Source organism: Enterobacter sp. UPMP2060, from assembly GCF_053709655.1.
Genome location: NZ_JBSKJQ010000001.1, coordinates 314,010 through 330,908, shown reverse-complemented (window position 1 = coordinate 330,908; position 16,899 = coordinate 314,010). Strand labels below are relative to the sequence as shown.

The window sequence follows — 16,899 nt, the reverse complement described above, 5'->3', positions numbered from 1 at the left end:
AAAAACTTGACTGCATTATTTAAAAGATGAGGCGTGGGATTTGCGCGATAAATACAGCCAGCCCGGAAAATGCAATATATGGACCAAAGGAAATAAGGTTATTTTTATTCTCAAAGGGCTTTAACAGGCAATGCATGATAATGCCCCCCAGCGCCGCCAGCAGCTTAAAATCACCATAGCCTAATCCTTCCCGGCCGGTCAGCAGGCGGAATGCCCAGAAAACCAGCCAGAGCGAGAGATATCCCGCCACTGCGCCATAGATAGCATCGGTCAGCGGTAGCGTACGGAACAGGGCATGGAACATCAGCCCCGTCCACAGCAGCGGCTGGGTCAGACAGTCCGGCAGCAGCATATGGCGCGCGTCGATCACCACCAGCGGCAGCAGCAGACTCCACATCACCCACAGCGCAATCAGCGCCAAAAACGACGGCGCCAGCGCAGCGCTGGCGGCAAAGAAGAGAGCGCTACAGACTTCCACCAGCAGCAGTCGCAGCGGAATCGCGCTATGGCAGTGGCGGCAGCGGCCGCGCAGCGCACACCAGCTAATGATGGGAATATTTTCCCACGCGCTCAGGGCGTGGTGGCATTCCGGGCAGTGAGAGGCGGGAAACAGCAGATTGCCTGCCCCCTCTTCTTCCATTACCAGCGGCGGAATACGCTCCGCCACGACGCCGAGGAAACTGCCGAGGATCGCGCCCAGCGCTCCGCTCATGACGCACAGACCCGGCAGATTCGCCTGCTGCAACAGCATTAGTGGGTTCATGCGCTTTTCGCCCAGCTCAGCGTAATGTGCGCTTTCACGTCACTCTGACGATCCACCGGCGTTAACGCGAGTTTCTCCAGATGGATACCGGAAGAGACGTTCATTTCACGCAGCCAGTTTTGCAGGGCAGAAACGCTGACGCGCTCGACATCAAAGGTCAGCGACTGCTCTTCCTGACGCACGTTTGTCAACGCGACGTGCACGACTTTGGCACTTTCTTCCACCACGCTGCGCGGGTTCGGGGTATTGACGATTCTGGACTGGAGATGGTTTTTATCAATTTCCTGGCGCATCCAGTTCAGCGTCTGCTTCTGCTTAAATAACACGGCCTCGTTATTTTTGATGAGAGTATCGAGCGGCATCATCGCGCCGTAATAAACCATCGCGCAGCAGAGTGCCCCGCCGCAGAGTTTAAATAAATTACGCTCGCGTGGACTGTAATGTTGCCAGCGGTTTTTTAACTGGGCTATTTGCGTTTTCATTTATAGCTCCCGGTAATAATGGCGGTATAAGGCGCCTCGCCGGAAATCGGCTGCATCGTAAATTCAAAGGTTTCGGCGCTGCGGGCGACAAAATCCTGCAGGGTCTGTTTATCCATGGATTTCACATTCAGCGTCAGCTGATTTTGCGTTTCGTCATATTCCACGTTATTGATCTCCAGCGACGGCAATGACTGCCTGATTTGATTCAGCGCTTCGAGCTGCAGGAAGATCCCTTTCTTCGCCTTGCTGATATTTTGCCCGACGTAGTATTTCAGGTTGCTGGTCTGGCGCAGGGTCGGGAAATAGTGCTGCGCTACGGTGGTCATCTCCCGGTGGATCTCGTTTTGCTGATGAGTGAGCATCCACGCCATACCAACGCGGGGGCCGATCAGCAGTCCGACGCAAAGCAGCGCCGCCGCCGCGAGGGCCTTTTTCGCGTGGCGAAAACGCGGACCGCTGGCGCTGCGCCCGGAAAACTCCCCGTGCAGCATGTTGATACGACAGCCCTGCCACTGGGGCTGGATCAGCACCAGCGGATGCTGCCACGCCAGCCGTTCATCCACCTGTACCTCCTGCGGCGCATCGCCGTAGCAGCACACCTCACCCGCCCGGCATTTACTCAACAGCAGCGGCAGCAGGACCGTATCGGCTTCGCCAGCGCTGCCGGGGGAAAAACGCAGCCAGTAGCTCTCCTCCAGGCTCACCAGCGTCGTGCCCCCTTCGCTCACCGGCAGCAGCCAGGCATCCGGCAGCGCCTGGGCCACCGTGAGCCCCGCCTGAGCGAACAGCTCCAGCCAGTGGCGCAGACGTTCAGCGTCGATGGCCACGGCATCCACCTCCGGCCCCTTTTTGTTCAGCACCGTCCAGTGCAGCGTATCTACCTCGCCGAGCAGCGTCTCTTCCGCCATCCACGAGAACTGCGCCGTCTGGGCGGAAAGTCCTTTTTTCGGCAGGGTAAAATGACGAAAGATCGTCTCGCTCGCCGGCAGCAGCAGGCACACCTGCTGAGAAAGCGGGTGGCAGGAAAGTTCGCTCAGTGCGCTCCAGCCCGTCAGATATTCCACCCGATCGTTACCGGATTCACACCACCAGATTTTGCCGTCCTCACGGGTGTCGGGACGAATAAAAAGCACCTTTTTCATTATCATCTACTTATCTTATTCAACCATTCGGTAGCGGCGTTGCCAGGTCACGACCTTGCCAGCCTCACTGTCAACGTGAAGCTGGCTGACGACGCGCAGCGTTAAATCATCGGTATTGCCGGTGGTTTCCACCCGAAAATAGCGACTGATGACCGCAACCCTGTCCTGAATCTGCGCCAGGATATCTTTGGTCTGCGGATAGTTGCTCTCCAGCACTTTGCTGAATGCCTCCAGCGACGCCCACCCCTCCTCCGGGCGTGAATCGATCAGGCGGGCAGCGTCGTCCGTGTTTAGCACGCCGGTAAAAACCGCCGCCAGCAGCGGTGCCTGTTCGCGTGTTAAGGTATTGACATTTATGGTGCCATCCGTATCCGGCAAGGCGCACAGCAGCTTGCCGACCTTCGGCCACGCTGCCTGCGGAAAGGCGGGCAGCAGTCTGATTTCGTTGATGGTGCGCATCATTTGATTCGCCGGACCGCGGGCGGGCGTCACGCTCGCCCAGGCGTCGACCTCCTGGCCCTGTTTCGCCGTCACGTCGTCGGCGTCAAGATAATCCACCAGCTGCTGGTAAATCTCTTCTGCCGCCAGCGTACCGACGCCACTTTCAGCCAGCAGCTGTTCGATAATCTGCTCTTTGACCGGTTTTTCCGGCAGCGCAGTTGGGTCGGCCGGGGCCGCTGGCGCCGCGTCACCGCCCAGCAGACTATTGACGTTAAAGCAGGTCCGGGCATCCTCCACCTGACTCACCACGGTGTAATTATCCCCGTGGGTTTTCAGCGGCTGTGCCCAGTCACCTTGCGGCGACAGCCCCGCCCCTTCTGAACTGGCCGCTTTCTGCAACACGTTTTCCAGTACCTTCTGTTGACGGGCAATGGCCCAGCGCAGCGTCTGCTGGCTGACCTGATAATGCGTTTTTTGCAGGTGGCGGCAGAACTGCTGACTGATTTTCGCCGCCAGGGCGGACATCATCACCAGCAGGATCAGCACCACCAGCAGCGCCACGCCACGCTCTTTTCGCGCTGTTTTGCCGCTCATGAACTCACTCCTGGATCGACTGCCGTATCGGGCTGCGGGGTTGTTACGGGCTGGGCCGCATTCTCCGCTGCCGGCTGCGCCGGGTCCGCATTCGTCTCTTTTGGCGCGGTCTGGATCTCAGGCATATCGCCGGGAGTGAGAAAAACCCAGCGCCAGGTTTCGCCGTTTTCCATGGTCAGATTCAGCTCAACGCCATCAGGCTGATGGGCGATGTCGGTCCATTTTTCCTTCCAGCCTTCGTGCCAGAAGCGCCATTTCATCTCTTTCACATCGCTCAGAATCGGCACTTCTTCCGGCTGCGCGCTGGCAGGACCGTCGATAGCAGCCCAGACGTTGCGCCACACGCGCTTGTCCTTTAACGTCCAGCGCACCCGCTCCAGCTGCACCTGGCCGCTAATGCCGTTCAGGGTTGTCATTTCCACCCCATTCTGCTGCTGGACGAACACCTCGCCGCTGTTGCGCGGCGCGCGCGCCTGTTGCTGATAAAAGTCACGCGAGAGGAGGTTGTACGTGCGCTGAAGCGCCGTCACTTTTGTCGCCGCCTCGTCGCTGGCCGTCGAGGTCCGCATCGCGCCGTCGAGCGTTTGCCAGGCGAGAATGCTGATCACCGCGAAGATGGCCAGCGCAATCATAATTTCCAGCAGGGTAAAGCCCTGCTGACGCTGCACCTTACTCACGATCTACCTCCGGTTCGGCGAGCTGAAGCGCCACCACCGGTTGCGCATCGCTTGCTTCGCTGTAAACCCGTACCTCATCGGCAAAGGTATTTTCGGCGGTTTTCACCCGCTGGATATGCCAGGTCCAGGTTTGTCCGCCCATGGTTTCGGTACCCACCTGCTCGGCGTCCGGGAAGTCGGTCTGAGCCAGCTGCGCTTGCGCCAGCTGATTTTCCGCCACCCAGCCGGCCTGCAGCGTTTCCGACAGGCTGTGGGTAAAGCGCACGTTCAGGGTGACGGAGTTCATCAGCGCCAGCGCCGCGGTGGAGAAAATCACCAGCGCCACCATCACTTCCAGCAGGGTCATCCCCTGCTCTTTGGTTTTGCGTTTAGTCATCGTTTTCCACCACCACGGGAACAGAGCCCTGTGACGTCACGTGAAAGCGCTGCTTTTTATCCAGGCTTTCGAGGCTGAGCGTGAAGCGGCTAAGCTCGCCGTCCGGCAAAAAAATGATTTGCGGTTCATCGTCCAGCGTGGCCGCCAGCGTTCGCGATGAGAGGGAGACATGCATCTCCTCAGGAAACTCGCCGCGTGTGGCGATCCGCCCCGACTTTAACGGTGCCCAGTGGCGCTCGCCGTTATTTACAACCTGCGTCACCAGTTCAAATTCTGACGAGGTCATCACCAGCCCGACAATATTTCCGTCCATTACCGCACGGTCAGAACCATATTCAACGAGGGATTTTAGCTGCTGACCAAATGTATCTGCGCCGCTGCGTGATGGAATGGTAGTGACCACCATCATGGCGCTCAGGGCGAATATCACCAGCGCCACGATAATTTCCAGCAGGGTAAATCCACGTTGCTTATTCATTACTTAGCTTTTTTATCAAAAGACCAGTTGCTGATATCGTCGGCAGTATTAGCTTCTGCATCCGGACCGGCTGAGAAAATATCAACAGCGCCATGTTCACCCGGGCTGACCAGAATATAGTCATTGCCCCATGGGTCCTGCGGCAGGCGACGAATATAGCCATCGTCACGGTAGCCTTTCGGAACAGGCGCAATTTCAGGTTTGGTCACCAGCGCCTGCAACCCCTGCTCGGTGGTCGGATAGCGATGGTTGTCGAGTTTGTACATATCCAGCGAACCTTCCAGCGCCACAATATCGCTGGTCGCTTTCTGAATATCGGCTTTTTCTTTATTGCCCATTAAATTAGGCACAACCATACTGGCCAGCACACCGAGAATAACGATAACTACCATTAATTCGAGCAGCGTGAACCCCGCCTGACGCTTCAGGCTATTTTTTTTCAAAGACATGATTAACCCACCATATTATTAAGTTGAAGAAGCGGTTGTAATATTGAAAGAACGATAAATAAAACAACGGTCGCCATAGTTACTACCAGTGCCGGTTCAAATACCGACAGCGTTAACGTAATTCGATGCTGTAATGCAGATTCCTGGTTTTCCGCCGCACGATCCATCAGCGAGCCCAGCTCGCCGCTCTCCTCCCCGGAGGCCACCATGTAGAGCATGGTGGGTGGGAAAATTTTCGCCTGTTCCAGAGCGTTGTAGAGGGATGCCCCCTGGCGCACGGTGTCCGCCGCCTGCTCAAGCACCTGCCGGGCATAGAGGTTTTCAATCCCGTCCATCGCGATGTACATCCCCTCCAGCAGCGGAACGCTGCTGGCCTGCAAAATACTCAGCGTACGGATGTAGCGCGCGCTGTTGATGGCGCAGACCAGTTTTTTCAGCGGTGACTTTAGCAACAGCCACCGATGGTAAACAAACCGGTTCTTTTCTACTTTTATCCAAAATTTAAAGCTCGCCGACGCCCCGAACAGGCCGCCGGCGATAACGATGCCCCAGGCCTGTAAAAAGTCGCTCACCGCAATCAGCGTGCGGGTGGTTACCGGCAGCTCTTGTTTCATGTGGGTGAACTGGTCGATGACCTGCGGCACCACGGCGACCAGCAGAATGGAGATCACCGCGATCGCCACCACCGTCAGGGTGATGGGGTAGACCATCGCCTGGGTGAGCTTGCTTTTCATCTTCTGGCGCTGCTCGTTGTACTCGGCGAGCTTTTCCAGCACGCCACCGAGATGACCGGTCTTTTCACCGGCCATTACCAGGGTGCAGTAGAGCTTGTCGAAGCTGCGCGGAAACTGGCTGAAGGCGTCGAACAGCGTGTGACCTTCCACAATCTTGTCGCGGATCTCGGTCACCATCGCCGCCAGGGTTTTATCTTCCGTCTGCTTCGCAATCGCCTTCAGCGCACTCTCCAGCGGCAGCGCGGCATTGACCAGCGTCGCGAGCTGTCGGGTAAACATCGACAGCACCGGAATCGACAGTTTTGCCCCTTTACGGGCGTTTTTTCCCGCCGCCGGATCGCTGGTCGGCGCAATGTTCACTGGCATCAGCTTCTGTTCGCGCAGCATCTGGCGCACCTGCTTTGGCCCTTCGGCCTGCAGGTTGCCGCGCTGGGTTTTCCCCGTAGCGTCCGTCGCGGACCACGCATACCAGGCCATTACGCATCCCCCCCGCGCTCGGCGGTGACGCGCATCACCTCTTCCAGCGATGTCACGCCGGAGATCACCTTCAGCAGACCGTTTTCACGCAGGCTGTAGGCCTCTTTGAAAAGCTGCGTTTCGATGGACATCTCATCTTTGTCTTCATGGATCGCACGGCGCATGGCGCTGTCGACCACCAGAAATTCATGGATGCCTGCGCGTCCCTGGTAGCCGCTCTGGCGACACTGTTCACAGCCCACGGCGCGATAAATCGCTTTCGGCGGCGTTTCCATAAAGGTGAACAGCGCTTTCTCATTGTCATCCAGCGGACTGGTCGTGCGACAGTGCGGACACAGCCGACGCACCAGACGCTGGGCAATGACGCCAAGCAGCGACGAACCGATTAAAAATGACTCCAGCCCCATATCACGCAGACGGGTAATAGCGCCCGCAGCGCTGTTGGTGTGCAGCGTGGACATCACCAGGTGTCCGGTGAGCGAGGCCTGTACCGCGATTTGCGCGGTTTCCCCGTCACGAATTTCCCCGATCATCACCACGTCCGGGTCCTGGCGCAGAATGGCGCGCAGTCCGCGCGCAAAGGTCATGTCCACGCGCGGGTTGACCTGGGTCTGCCCTACCCCTTCCAGTTCATACTCGATCGGATCTTCCACGGTCAGAATGTTGCGTTCATGGCCGTTAAGCGCCGACAGCAGCGCGTACAGGGTGGTACTTTTCCCCGAACCGGTCGGGCCGGTCACCAGGATGATGCCGTGCGGACGTTCAATCAGTCCCTTTAACTTCACCAGCTCTTCGTCAATCAGACCGAGCTTGTTGATGTCCGGCTTAAGGTTGCTTTTGTCCAGCAGACGCATCACCACGCGTTCGCCGTACTGAGACGGAATAGTGGAGACACGCACGTCAATGGCCTTACGACCAATGCGCAGCGAAATACGACCGTCCTGGGGAAGGCGTTTTTCGGCGATATCCAGTTTGGACATCACTTTGATACGCGACACCAGCAGCGGCGCGAGCTTGCGCGCTGGCTGCAGCACCGGACGCAGCACGCCGTCAACGCGAAAACGAACGCTCAGGGTACGCTCGAAGGTCTCGATATGAATATCGGAGGCCCCCTCTTTCACCGCTTCGCCCATAATGGCGTTGATCAGGCGGATCACCGGCGAGTTCTCGTCGTTATCGAGCAGATCTTCATTGTCAGGGATCTCCTCGGTTAACGCCATCAGGTCAATATCGGCGTCCATGTCGTCCACCAGCTGCTGCGAGACGCCGCTGTTCTGCTGCCAGATGTTGGTCAGCAGTTCGTCAAACGCTTCCGCCGTCAGGATCGTCGGGGCATAGGAGCGCCCCAGCACGCGGCGCATCTCCAGCAGGGCATACGCCTGCGCATCCTCGCGGATATAAACCTCATCGTTATAGAACAGGACCCCGTTCTCTTTCGCCCAGGTGCTGGTACAGAGCGCATTACTCATCTCGGTCATGTCGCTTGCACCTTACTCTTTAAACGGGTTGCGGGACGACACCGGCGCACTGGCGCTCACCGGCGCGGCGCGGCTCTGGGACGGATAGGCTGGCAGCATCGGTGAATCCGCATTCTCTACGATGCCCAGCTTGTGCTCTTCCATACGATGCTGCTGACGCGCCTGGATCTGCTCATATTTTTCTTTCGACGCCGCGCCGTAGTTGTCGTCGTCGCGCAGTACGGTGGTGTGGATAAACACCATCAGGTTACGTTTGGCGCTGTCCTGGGAGGTATAGCGGAACAGCTGACCCACCACCGGAATATCGCCCAACAACGGCACTTTCGAGACCGACTGTTTGGTGACGTTTTCCATCAACCCACCCAGCACCACCGTCTGCCCGCTGTGGACCATCACTTCGTTGTTGATGGTGCGGGTGTTGAACGTTGGGCCCAGGCTGGCATCGGCCGTCGAGGTGTTATCCACGCTGGAAACTTCCTGCTCGATCTTCAGATGGATCATGTCGCCATCGTTGATCTGCGGTACGATTTTCAGCTTCGTACCGACGGTTTTACGTTCCACCGAGTTAAAGACGTTATCGCCGCTGGTGGTCTGCGAACCGGAGAGGACCGGAACATCCTGACCGACGTTGAACGACGCCTCTTTGTTATCCAGCGTCACCACGCTCGGCGTCGACAGAATGTCGTTTTTGCCGTTAGTGGACAGCGCCGTCATCAGCGCGCCAAAGTCGCCGTTAAAGAAACCGGTCGCCAGGCCCGTATAGCTGCCAATGACTTTTGACTTCTTGATCTGGCTGATCGGCAGGCCGGTCGAACCAAACTGAACCCCACCGTGTTTACTGGTCCACTGCACGCCCAGATTCAGACCGTTACCGTCCTGAACTTCGGCGATGATCGCCTCCACCAGCACCTGCGGACGGCGGATATCCAGCTTGTCGATCACTTTTTCCAGTGAATTCATGACGTTTGGCTGGGCGGTGATCACCAGCGAATTGGTAGACTCGTCGGCGGAAATATTCAGATCGCCTGCCATCGGCGCGGCTTTGCTCTTGCCACCGCCCGCTTTATCCTTCAATTGCTCGCCGATCCCCGTCAGCACCGGCACAACTTTGCTGGCGTTGGCGTATTTCAGGTAGAAGACGCGGGTGTTGCCCTCGTTGTTCTGCTCGCGATCGAGCTGGGAGATCAGCGTCCGGGTGCGCTGACGCGCCTCCGGGCTGCCGCTGATCACCAGGCTGTTAGTTTCATCGTCGGCGACCACTTTGGTCGCCAGCTGCGGAGCGTTTTGCCCTTTCTGCTCTTCGTTGTTGAGGTTGTTCAACATGTCAGAAAGCTCTTTGGCCGAGGCAAAACGCAGTGGCACGATTTCACGGCGCTGGACGCCGCTTTGGTCCACACGCTGCACCAGATCCACCAGGCGGTTAACCACCGAGGCTTTGCCGGTTAACAGCAGCACGTTTGACGGTTCAAAATGGACCACGTTACCGATGCCGGAGGCGTCGTTAAGCTGACGCAACAGGGGGGCCAGCTCACGTACCGGAACGTTCTCCATCCGCACCACGCGGGTGATGACTTCGTCGCCTTTGCCTGGGTTTTTGCTGTCGGCAATGGGTGCGCCCGACATGCGGGCCACCGACGAGCGCACGACTTTCACCATCCCGTTATCCATCGGAATCACCGACAGACCATAGAGATCCAGCACGCTCAGGAAGAACTGGTAATATTCATCTTCCGTCAGTACGTTGTAGGTGCGAACCGACACCGTTCCCTGAACGGAAGGATCGACCAGAATGGTTTTATTGAGGTTACGCCCGACGGTATCGATAAATTCGCGGACATCGGTATTTTTAAAACTGGCGCTAAAGTTCGCCGCGAACAGCGAACCTGAATATAACGACAATGCGGTCAGCGCTACGCACGCCCATGGAAATTTCTTCATGTCTGTACACTTATTAATTGTTAAGAACATTGACCCGAATATTTTCAAGGTGAGCGTGACGCCGGATAACGACATCCGCTTCTTTCATTTTTGACCAGCGGGCAACGAGCTCTTTTGCCTGCGCCTCTTTAGTCATATCCACATCGTCAACTTTTACCACCACATCACCTTTTTCCAGGCCAGCATGGCTGTAGAAAGGCGACGCATTGCGTGGATTAATGTTGTAGCCTTCCAGCTGGCCTTTTTCGATTAATGGTTTTAACACCAGATAATCATCCAGATGCAGATTATCTAACCCTGCATCTTTCTTCGATTTGGTTACCGGGGCGCTGTCAACGCCGCCTTTGAAATAGTCTGGTTTTTTAAGTGAAATAACCTGCGGTGCGCCTTCATAATTCACCACCACATTATCAGGATGAATTTCGGCAATATAGGCATTGTCAAAACCGGCGAGCATTTCGCCCTCGCGATAGCTCTTTTGTCCTGCAGGAGTTTTTATCACCGCAAAGGACAGCCAGGCTTCATCGCTGCTGAGAATACCTTCGATTTCCGCACTGAGCGGCTTTTTCACCGCCGCTGGCTGTTTCGCTGGCATCACCGCCGGCGTAAAAAGCACAAACTGGGTTTCATCGTGACTTTTTTTTGCATAGTCTTTTTTGAATCAGACAACCTGTTCGTCACTTTTTTATAATCTTTATAAACCATATACCCTTGCTGGCCGCAGAATATAAGCAGCACAAACATGACGCAGGGCATAATCAATTGAGTAACAAATGACATCCGCATTTTTTAACGAGCCTTTCTGCCAGTCAGTAATTCACAGCACAGGGCTGTATGAGTAAGTGGCGTAAATACTAATGTGTATCCTCACTCCCGCCTATTCACACTTCCGCTAACAATAATTTAGAAAAAGATTGATCGTTAAATAAACCTATGATAGAGGCGCAGACAGAATATTTTTATCCTGCATTCAAATTGCCCCTTCCGCCTATATCCTTTACTTTTCCGGCTCCTTGCTATGAATCAAAGAGACGGTAATACGCTATGTATATGCGCCATTTTAATTTCACTACCCAGCCTTTCCGGGCTATCACCCGGATGTCAGGTGATTTTTTTGTTCCGTATCATCAGGATGTGTTCGGTTTGCTGAAAGAGAAGTGCCAGACAACAGGCGTCACTGCGCTCTTTAGCGACGACAGCTATCTCGCCTCGCAGTTTTGCGATGCGCTGAAAAAGCATGACGGCACGCTGCTTGCCATTAACGCCTTCCCAAAACTCAGCGCCAGCGGCCTGCTCTATAAACTCAACGCCACCACTAAAGAGAGCAAAACCCGGATCCAGGCTATTGATGCCGTGCTGCGTCAGTGGCAGGACGAGATGGTGTCCCGCAAAACCACGCGTAAAGTGCTGGTCATTTCGCATATTCAGTCGATGAAAGCGAATTGCCATGAGGCATTGTCCATGTTGTTAACCCGCGCGCAGGAGCTGGATGTGGCTCTGTCGGTTGTGTTGATGGGATCGGCCGACCAGGAAGCCGCCCTCCAGCAGTCCGGGTTGCGTGAATCTCTTCATACGCACCACACGCTCCGGCCCCTCACCTGCCGCGAGTCCCTGAGCTATGTTCAGGCCCAGTGTGAAGCGCATGGCAGCGACGCGACGCCGTTCACCCGGGCCCGCATGCGCAGGATGCATGTTCTGACCAAAGGACAGACAGGCAAACTCAACGAGCTGGCGCACCTTGCGATGCTAGCCGCCTGGACCGAGCGTTCAGCGCAGGTATCGCCGCGCCATCTGCGCCTCGCCGCAGGAGAAGTTCTGCCGGCGAAACCGAAGGGCAAACGCCTTGCCGTTATGGGCCTTTTTGCCTCCGTACTGTTTGCCGCCTGCGGCTGGACATTGATGCCCACCATTACCGCCAGACTGCCGGTACAGCTGCCCGTGATGGCCAGCTGGAAACCGCAGACGCCAAAAACCGACGCCCCAGCGGTGCCGGTTATTGATAATGAAGTGGTGAATAAGCCCGATGCGATGCATCAGCTCTATACCATGTGGGGTTATGACGCCACGATGGAAGAGGCGCTCTGCCAGAACGCCGGGCAGGTCAACCTGATGTGTAAGGAGGGCAGCGCTCCGGTCGAGGAGCTGGCAAAAGAGGGTTACCCGTGGATCGGCGAGATCAAAACAGGCGATCACCTGAACTATGCCGTGGTGGCCAGAGTAGATGATAACTCGCTGGATCTGCTGATGAATAATCGCACCTGGCAGGTGAGCCGTAGCTGGTTTAACCAGCATGCGACCGGCAATTACACCCAATTGCACCGCCTTACGCCGCAGGGGAAAGATGCCGTGAGCGCCGAAAGCAGCGCCAAAGATCTGGGCTGGATGGATCAGCAGCTTAGCCTGGCGCTGAATCTACCCGAAACCCATACAAAGGCGTGGACGGCCGAACTGATGCAACGTACCCGCGAGTTTCAGCAGAAAATGCATCTGCACGTGGACGGGATTGCGGGTGAAGATACATTGATGCAGTTAATGCGTGAAACCCGGACTACGCCAAGCGTACTTATTCAGTCCGCAAATGTATCTGCGACCCCCACCGCGCAGGAGAAACATTCATAATGTCGACAATTACTCTGGCTGCTCAGCGCAGCTATACCCTGAACGCACCGGTCTGGTTTTCTTACCGGCGCCCCTCGCTGAAAAAAGCGGTCTGCACCACCCTGCTCTGGGTGGTGGGAATAGTGATGACGATCGCTGCGGGACTCTACGCTCATCTCTACTGGGATCTGCGCCATCCGGCACCTGAGCCAATAAAAGCGAGCGCCGTTAAGCCAGAAACGACGCTATCGGATATGCATTATGTCTATGTCAGTAAACCGTTCCCGCAGCCTGAACCAAAGCCAGAACCAGTAACAAAAGAGATGCCGCCGCTGCAGGAGATGCCCATTGATAGCGGCGATGCCGACTGGCAGCAGGCGCCCGACGGTGAAATGCCGAATAATCTTTCCCGGGATACACTGCCAGGGACAGAAGTGAGCCATTCTGCTATCCCCGAACGGGATAATACCGGTCAGACAGTTGATGACGGGGCGATCAAGGCATTATTGATGAAGGCGTTAAAAGAGCAGGAAAAAGATTATTCGCAAGGGAAAATGCCCGCGCCTCCTGTAGATGAATCCACGGCAGGAACGCAGGCAAATAATGTAATGAACCATAGCCCTCCTTTCAGTTAAAAAGGAGGTAAATAGCGATTAATATTTCTCCGGCAATGCTGATAAATACATAAGGCGGCCTTTCTCAACCTGAATATAATTACCTTTTTTCAGGTCGGCGAGAATTTTAATAATGGTACTGCGGGCCAGGCTGGTATATTCCTGAATATAGTCATAAATATTGATATCGCGCTGATGGTGCACAATCAGTTCGTTAATTTCCAGCAAGAACTCGCGAACAATCGAGTACGCGCTGCGGGCCACCAGCACTTCGTCACGCTTGCTGAGCAGGCAAACGTACCAGGAGAGGACTTTACTCAAGGCTTCCCACAGGTTTTTTTCGCTTATCAGACGGACAAAATCATCTTTTTTAATGGTGCGCACCACGGTATTGGCACGAACCAGGCCGTACATATGCGTTGAGTTGTAATAAATAGAGGAGAGACCAAAAATACATTTATTCTGTAAGGTGAACATACACAGTTCATCCGACTCGCGGCGGAATTCAACTTCACCGCTAACGATAAAATGAATATCTTCGTTGTTATCGGTACTGATACGCTGCCATTTGCGTAAGGTTCTTTCTTCAAAACCTTCAGTTGCCGCGATAAGGGCGTCAAGTTCTGCTTGTGGACGGCTATTTTTACTGTAGATACTTAACATTGTTATACCTATTAATATTAAATTGAAAAAGGTGAACGTGTGCAATCACAGCGCATAAATGCGTAGTCCATTTAACAAATGTAAAGTAAAGCTAAGACTTTAGAACATCCGTATTTCTTATTTGTCGTGCTGATATATTGTCAACCACGTTTGCGAGTAATTTCGACTGAGGAAACTATAAAACATTTACGACGTGAATGTGATTAAAATATCAGTCCAAAAGAAGACCCTATAAAGGTGAAGTCGGGTAACCCGAAGGATTACCCCTGCCCGTAGCGCTCCAGCAGCGCCTCCGCGATAGCCAGCGTTTCGCGATCGGCCACGCCGTCCCAGCGCGCCGGGCGAAAATGCATCTGAAACGCGACGATAACGCGCTTCTGCTGCGCATTTGTCATGTTATCGGTCAACTCATAGCCGTAGCGCGCCAGCAGATCGAGCAGCACCTTCGGCTCCACGAGCTCATCGCGCGGCTTGCCGTTCAGGTAAAACGCCACCCGCGCCGGGTCGGGCCATGCACCAATCCCCTGCTGCGCCAGCTCACGCCACGGGAACAGCGGGCCGGGATCGTCTTTGCGCTGCGGGGCGATGTCCGAATGGGCCACCACGTTTTCAGGTCTGATGTTGTAGCGGGTAATAATGTCTTTGGCGAGCGGAACCAGCGCCGCAATTTGCGCAGGCTCAAACGGCGTAAAATGCTTAACGCCCGACGTTTTTTGCCAGCCGCGGTTCTCCAGCTCAATGCCGACAGACGTATCGTTAATCCGGTTGGTGCCGCGCCAGAAGCTGATGCCCGCATGCCAGGCCAGTTCGCTTTCAGGCACCAGCTGCCAGATGCGGGGCTTACCGTCCGGAGCAGGGGGTTTAGCCGGGATCAAATAGTGGGAGCTGACGTTCTTATCCGTCAGCGTGGCCAGCGAGCTGTCAAAGTCATCTGCGGTGTAGTGGATCACCAGCACCTTGATGCGCGGGTAAGCCGCCTGCGCCTGATGACGCGTGTCCAGCTCGTAGGCGCCTTTGTCGATAATCCCTTTTTCCGTGACGCATCCTGCCAGCAACAGCGCCAGCAGGAGCGTGGCAAACGAACGCGTCATCGGAGGGTTTTCACCGCCGTACCGCTTACGCTCACCATCAGCATGCTGGCATCTTTCCCGACCGTTTCGTAGTCGATATCAATCCCCACAACCGCATCAGCGCCGAGGGCTTCCGCCTGCTCGCCAAGCTCTTTAAAGGCGATTTCGCGCGCTTTACGCAGCTCTTTTTCGTATGCGCCCGAGCGGCCGCCAACGATATCGCGGATGCCGGCAAAAAAGTCGCGGAAGATATTGGCGCCGAGAATGGCTTCGCCGGTAACCACACCGCAATACTCGGTTATTGTCTGCCCTTCCAGGGTTGGCGTTGTTGAAAACTGCATGGTTTCTCTCCTTCTTTAGCGTTCAATGCCTTAGGCACAGCATTATCGGTTCGTTACGCTATGATTGAAAGGATAGTTAATAAATAAGGAAATCAACATGCGCTATTCTGCTTTAACACTTTTGGTGCCCTGCGCGCTGGTGCTCAGCGCCTGTACCACCACGGTCACGCCAGCCTTTAAGGATATCGGTACCCGCAGCGGCCCCTGCATTGAGGGCGGCCCGGACGCCGTGGCGCAGCAGTTCTATGATTATCGCATTCAGCACCGCAGCAACGATCTCACCGGCCTGCGCCCGTATCTGAGCGACGGTCTGGCAAAACTGCTTAACGACGCTAACCGCGATCCGCAGCATAACGCCCTGCTGAAATCCGATCCGTTCTCGAGCCGCACCACGCTGCCGGACAGCGCCGAAGTAGCCAGCGCGTCAACCATCCCGAACACGGATGCGCGTAATATTCCGCTGCGCGTTAAGCTGACGCAGGGAACCCAAACCTGGCAGGATGAAGTACTGATGATCCGTGAAGGACAGTGCTGGGCGGTAGACGACGTGCGCTACGTTGGCGGCAGCGTTCATGCCCCGGCAGGCACGCTTCGCCAGTCGATTGAGAATCGCTAAACTCGCCGATATAACCTGGTAACCCCCGTAAAATGTGCGGCATTTCATGCGGAATGCCGACATTTATTCTCGCCGACCTTACCGTTCGCTATTTTGTGCTATGTTTAAGAGGAAACACGGGTTATATTTAACTTTTAACGCATAAATATTGCATAACTATTCTGTCAACGGTACTATCTGCGGCCTCAATTGCTATAGATTGCCTGGATGAGTAAAGACTGCCCCGATGAGTATTAAACTAAACGGCATTAACTGCTTCTACGGCGCACACCAGGCGCTGTTTGACATCACGCTGAACTGCCCGGAAGGCGAAACGCTGGTTTTGCTTGGCCCAAGCGGTGCAGGCAAAAGCTCCCTTCTGCGCGTCCTTAATCTGCTTGAAATGCCCCGTTCAGGTACGCTGGCAATTGCCGGTAACCATTTTGACTTCGCGAAAACGCCGTCTGATAAAGCGATTCGCGAACTGCGTCAAAACGTCGGCATGGTCTTCCAGCAATACAATCTCTGGCCGCATCTGACCGTCCTGCAAAACCTGATTGAAGCGCCGTGCCGCGTGCTGGGGTTAAGCAAGGATCAGGCGATCGCGCGCGCTGAAAAGCTGCTGGATCGTCTGCGCCTTAAGCCCTACAGCGACCGCTATCCGCTGCACCTTTCCGGTGGCCAGCAGCAGCGCGTAGCCATTGCCCGCGCGCTGATGATGGAGCCTGCGGTACTGCTGTTTGATGAGCCAACCGCGGCGCTGGACCCGGAAATTACCGCCCAGATCGTCAGCATCATTCGCGAGCTGGCGGAAACCAATATTACTCAGGTTATCGTCACCCACGAAGTGGAAGTGGCGCGTAAAACCGCCAGCCGTGTGGTCTACATGGAAAACGGGTATATCGTTGAGCAAGGTGATGCGAGCTGCTTCGCGAACCCGCAAACCGATGCCTTCAAAAACTATTTATCTCATTGATTGTGTCAGGGGA

At 55.5% G+C, this 16,899-nt stretch carries 18 protein-coding genes and 1 pseudogene; 4 read left to right on the top strand and 15 right to left on the bottom strand.

The window, feature by feature from the left end; genetic code table 11:
- Nucleotides 1-19: 19 nt before the first annotated feature.
- The 12 genes and pseudogenes from ACWKXN_RS01655 to ACWKXN_RS01600 form a co-directional block, all read right to left on the bottom strand.
- Nucleotides 20-763, bottom strand: coding sequence for a prepilin peptidase (locus ACWKXN_RS01655; RefSeq protein ID WP_454543229.1), 744 nt, complete (start codon nucleotides 761-763; stop codon nucleotides 20-22).
- Nucleotides 760-1,245, bottom strand: coding sequence for a type II secretion system protein GspM (gspM, locus tag ACWKXN_RS01650; RefSeq protein WP_033145062.1), 486 nt, complete (start codon nucleotides 1,243-1,245; stop codon nucleotides 760-762). The genes ACWKXN_RS01655 and gspM overlap by 4 nt, the downstream gene beginning before the upstream one ends.
- Entirely contained in the window at nucleotides 1,242-2,387 is a 1,146-nt protein-coding gene (gspL, locus tag ACWKXN_RS01645; RefSeq protein ID WP_217072673.1) for a type II secretion system protein GspL, read from the bottom strand. Before gspL ends, gspM begins: the two co-directional genes overlap by 4 nt.
- Before the next feature lie 15 nt (nucleotides 2,388-2,402).
- The gene (gene gspK / locus ACWKXN_RS01640; protein WP_039261521.1) at nucleotides 2,403-3,422 is read right to left on the bottom strand and encodes a type II secretion system minor pseudopilin GspK; all 1,020 of its coding nucleotides are present in this window, start codon (nucleotides 3,420-3,422) and stop codon (nucleotides 2,403-2,405) included.
- Nucleotides 3,419-4,099: a type II secretion system minor pseudopilin GspJ gene (gene gspJ / locus ACWKXN_RS01635; protein ID WP_096151227.1), complete on the bottom strand. Its 681-nt coding sequence runs from the start codon at nucleotides 4,097-4,099 to the stop codon at nucleotides 3,419-3,421. The genes gspK and gspJ overlap by 4 nt, the downstream gene beginning before the upstream one ends.
- Nucleotides 4,092-4,475, bottom strand: coding sequence for a type II secretion system minor pseudopilin GspI (gspI, locus tag ACWKXN_RS01630; RefSeq protein ID WP_023310955.1), 384 nt, complete (start codon nucleotides 4,473-4,475; stop codon nucleotides 4,092-4,094). Before gspI ends, gspJ begins: the two co-directional genes overlap by 8 nt.
- Nucleotides 4,468-4,953 (bottom strand): type II secretion system minor pseudopilin GspH, encoded by a 486-nt coding sequence (gspH, locus tag ACWKXN_RS01625; protein WP_023310954.1) that lies wholly within the window; start codon nucleotides 4,951-4,953, stop codon nucleotides 4,468-4,470. The genes gspI and gspH overlap by 8 nt, the downstream gene beginning before the upstream one ends.
- Nucleotides 4,953-5,402, bottom strand: coding sequence for a type II secretion system major pseudopilin GspG (gene gspG, locus ACWKXN_RS01620; protein ID WP_072210895.1), 450 nt, complete (start codon nucleotides 5,400-5,402; stop codon nucleotides 4,953-4,955). Before gspG ends, gspH begins: the two co-directional genes overlap by 1 nt.
- A 2-nt stretch (nucleotides 5,403-5,404) precedes the next feature.
- A complete protein-coding gene (gene gspF / locus ACWKXN_RS01615) occupies nucleotides 5,405-6,613 on the bottom strand; it encodes a type II secretion system inner membrane protein GspF (protein ID WP_182931704.1) in 1,209 nt (402 codons plus the stop codon).
- On the bottom strand, nucleotides 6,613-8,091 hold the full coding sequence (gene gspE, locus ACWKXN_RS01610) for a type II secretion system ATPase GspE (protein WP_182931703.1): 1,479 nt from the start codon (nucleotides 8,089-8,091) through the stop codon (nucleotides 6,613-6,615). Before gspE ends, gspF begins: the two co-directional genes overlap by 1 nt.
- Before the next feature lie 12 nt (nucleotides 8,092-8,103).
- Nucleotides 8,104-10,029, bottom strand: coding sequence for a type II secretion system secretin GspD (gspD, locus tag ACWKXN_RS01605; protein WP_454543228.1), 1,926 nt, complete (start codon nucleotides 10,027-10,029; stop codon nucleotides 8,104-8,106).
- A gap of 13 nt (nucleotides 10,030-10,042) precedes the next feature.
- Nucleotides 10,043-10,773 (bottom strand): annotated as a pseudogene (locus ACWKXN_RS01600) (type II secretion system protein N).
- A 300-nt stretch (nucleotides 10,774-11,073) separates the two neighbouring features.
- On the opposite strand from ACWKXN_RS01600, the gene ACWKXN_RS01595 reads away from it, so the two are divergent.
- Together ACWKXN_RS01595 and ACWKXN_RS01590 are read left to right on the top strand one after the other, a co-directional pair.
- Nucleotides 11,074-12,648 (top strand): ExeA family protein, encoded by a 1,575-nt coding sequence (locus ACWKXN_RS01595; protein ID WP_101744457.1) that lies wholly within the window; start codon nucleotides 11,074-11,076, stop codon nucleotides 12,646-12,648.
- The gene (locus ACWKXN_RS01590; RefSeq protein ID WP_048979692.1) at nucleotides 12,648-13,262 is read left to right on the top strand and encodes a hypothetical protein; all 615 of its coding nucleotides are present in this window, start codon (nucleotides 12,648-12,650) and stop codon (nucleotides 13,260-13,262) included. The genes ACWKXN_RS01595 and ACWKXN_RS01590 overlap by 1 nt, the downstream gene beginning before the upstream one ends.
- Nucleotides 13,263-13,280: 18 nt before the next feature.
- Here ACWKXN_RS01590 and ACWKXN_RS01585 read toward each other — a convergent pair whose 3' ends face one another.
- From ACWKXN_RS01585 to ACWKXN_RS01575, 3 genes are all read right to left on the bottom strand, one after another.
- Nucleotides 13,281-13,904, bottom strand: a complete 624-nt coding sequence (locus tag ACWKXN_RS01585) for a helix-turn-helix domain-containing protein (RefSeq protein ID WP_058842134.1) — start codon at nucleotides 13,902-13,904, stop codon at nucleotides 13,281-13,283.
- A 260-nt stretch (nucleotides 13,905-14,164) separates the two neighbouring features.
- Nucleotides 14,165-14,995 carry an N-acetylmuramoyl-L-alanine amidase gene (locus ACWKXN_RS01580; RefSeq protein WP_447723062.1) on the bottom strand — a complete coding sequence of 277 codons (831 nt, stop codon included), beginning with the start codon at nucleotides 14,993-14,995 and terminating at the stop codon, nucleotides 14,165-14,167.
- Complete coding sequence (locus ACWKXN_RS01575) at nucleotides 14,992-15,315, bottom strand: heavy metal-binding domain-containing protein (protein WP_023310944.1); 324 nt, start codon at nucleotides 15,313-15,315, stop codon at nucleotides 14,992-14,994. Before ACWKXN_RS01575 ends, ACWKXN_RS01580 begins: the two co-directional genes overlap by 4 nt.
- Before the next feature lie 97 nt (nucleotides 15,316-15,412).
- Between ACWKXN_RS01575 and ACWKXN_RS01570 the strand changes: the two genes are divergently transcribed.
- Complete coding sequence (locus ACWKXN_RS01570; protein ID WP_454543227.1) at nucleotides 15,413-15,931, top strand: lipoprotein; 519 nt, start codon at nucleotides 15,413-15,415, stop codon at nucleotides 15,929-15,931.
- 226 nt (nucleotides 15,932-16,157) lie between these two features.
- On the top strand, nucleotides 16,158-16,886 hold the full coding sequence (gene artP / locus ACWKXN_RS01565) for an arginine ABC transporter ATP-binding protein ArtP (protein WP_023310942.1): 729 nt from the start codon (nucleotides 16,158-16,160) through the stop codon (nucleotides 16,884-16,886).
- Nucleotides 16,887-16,899: the final 13 nt, after the last annotated feature.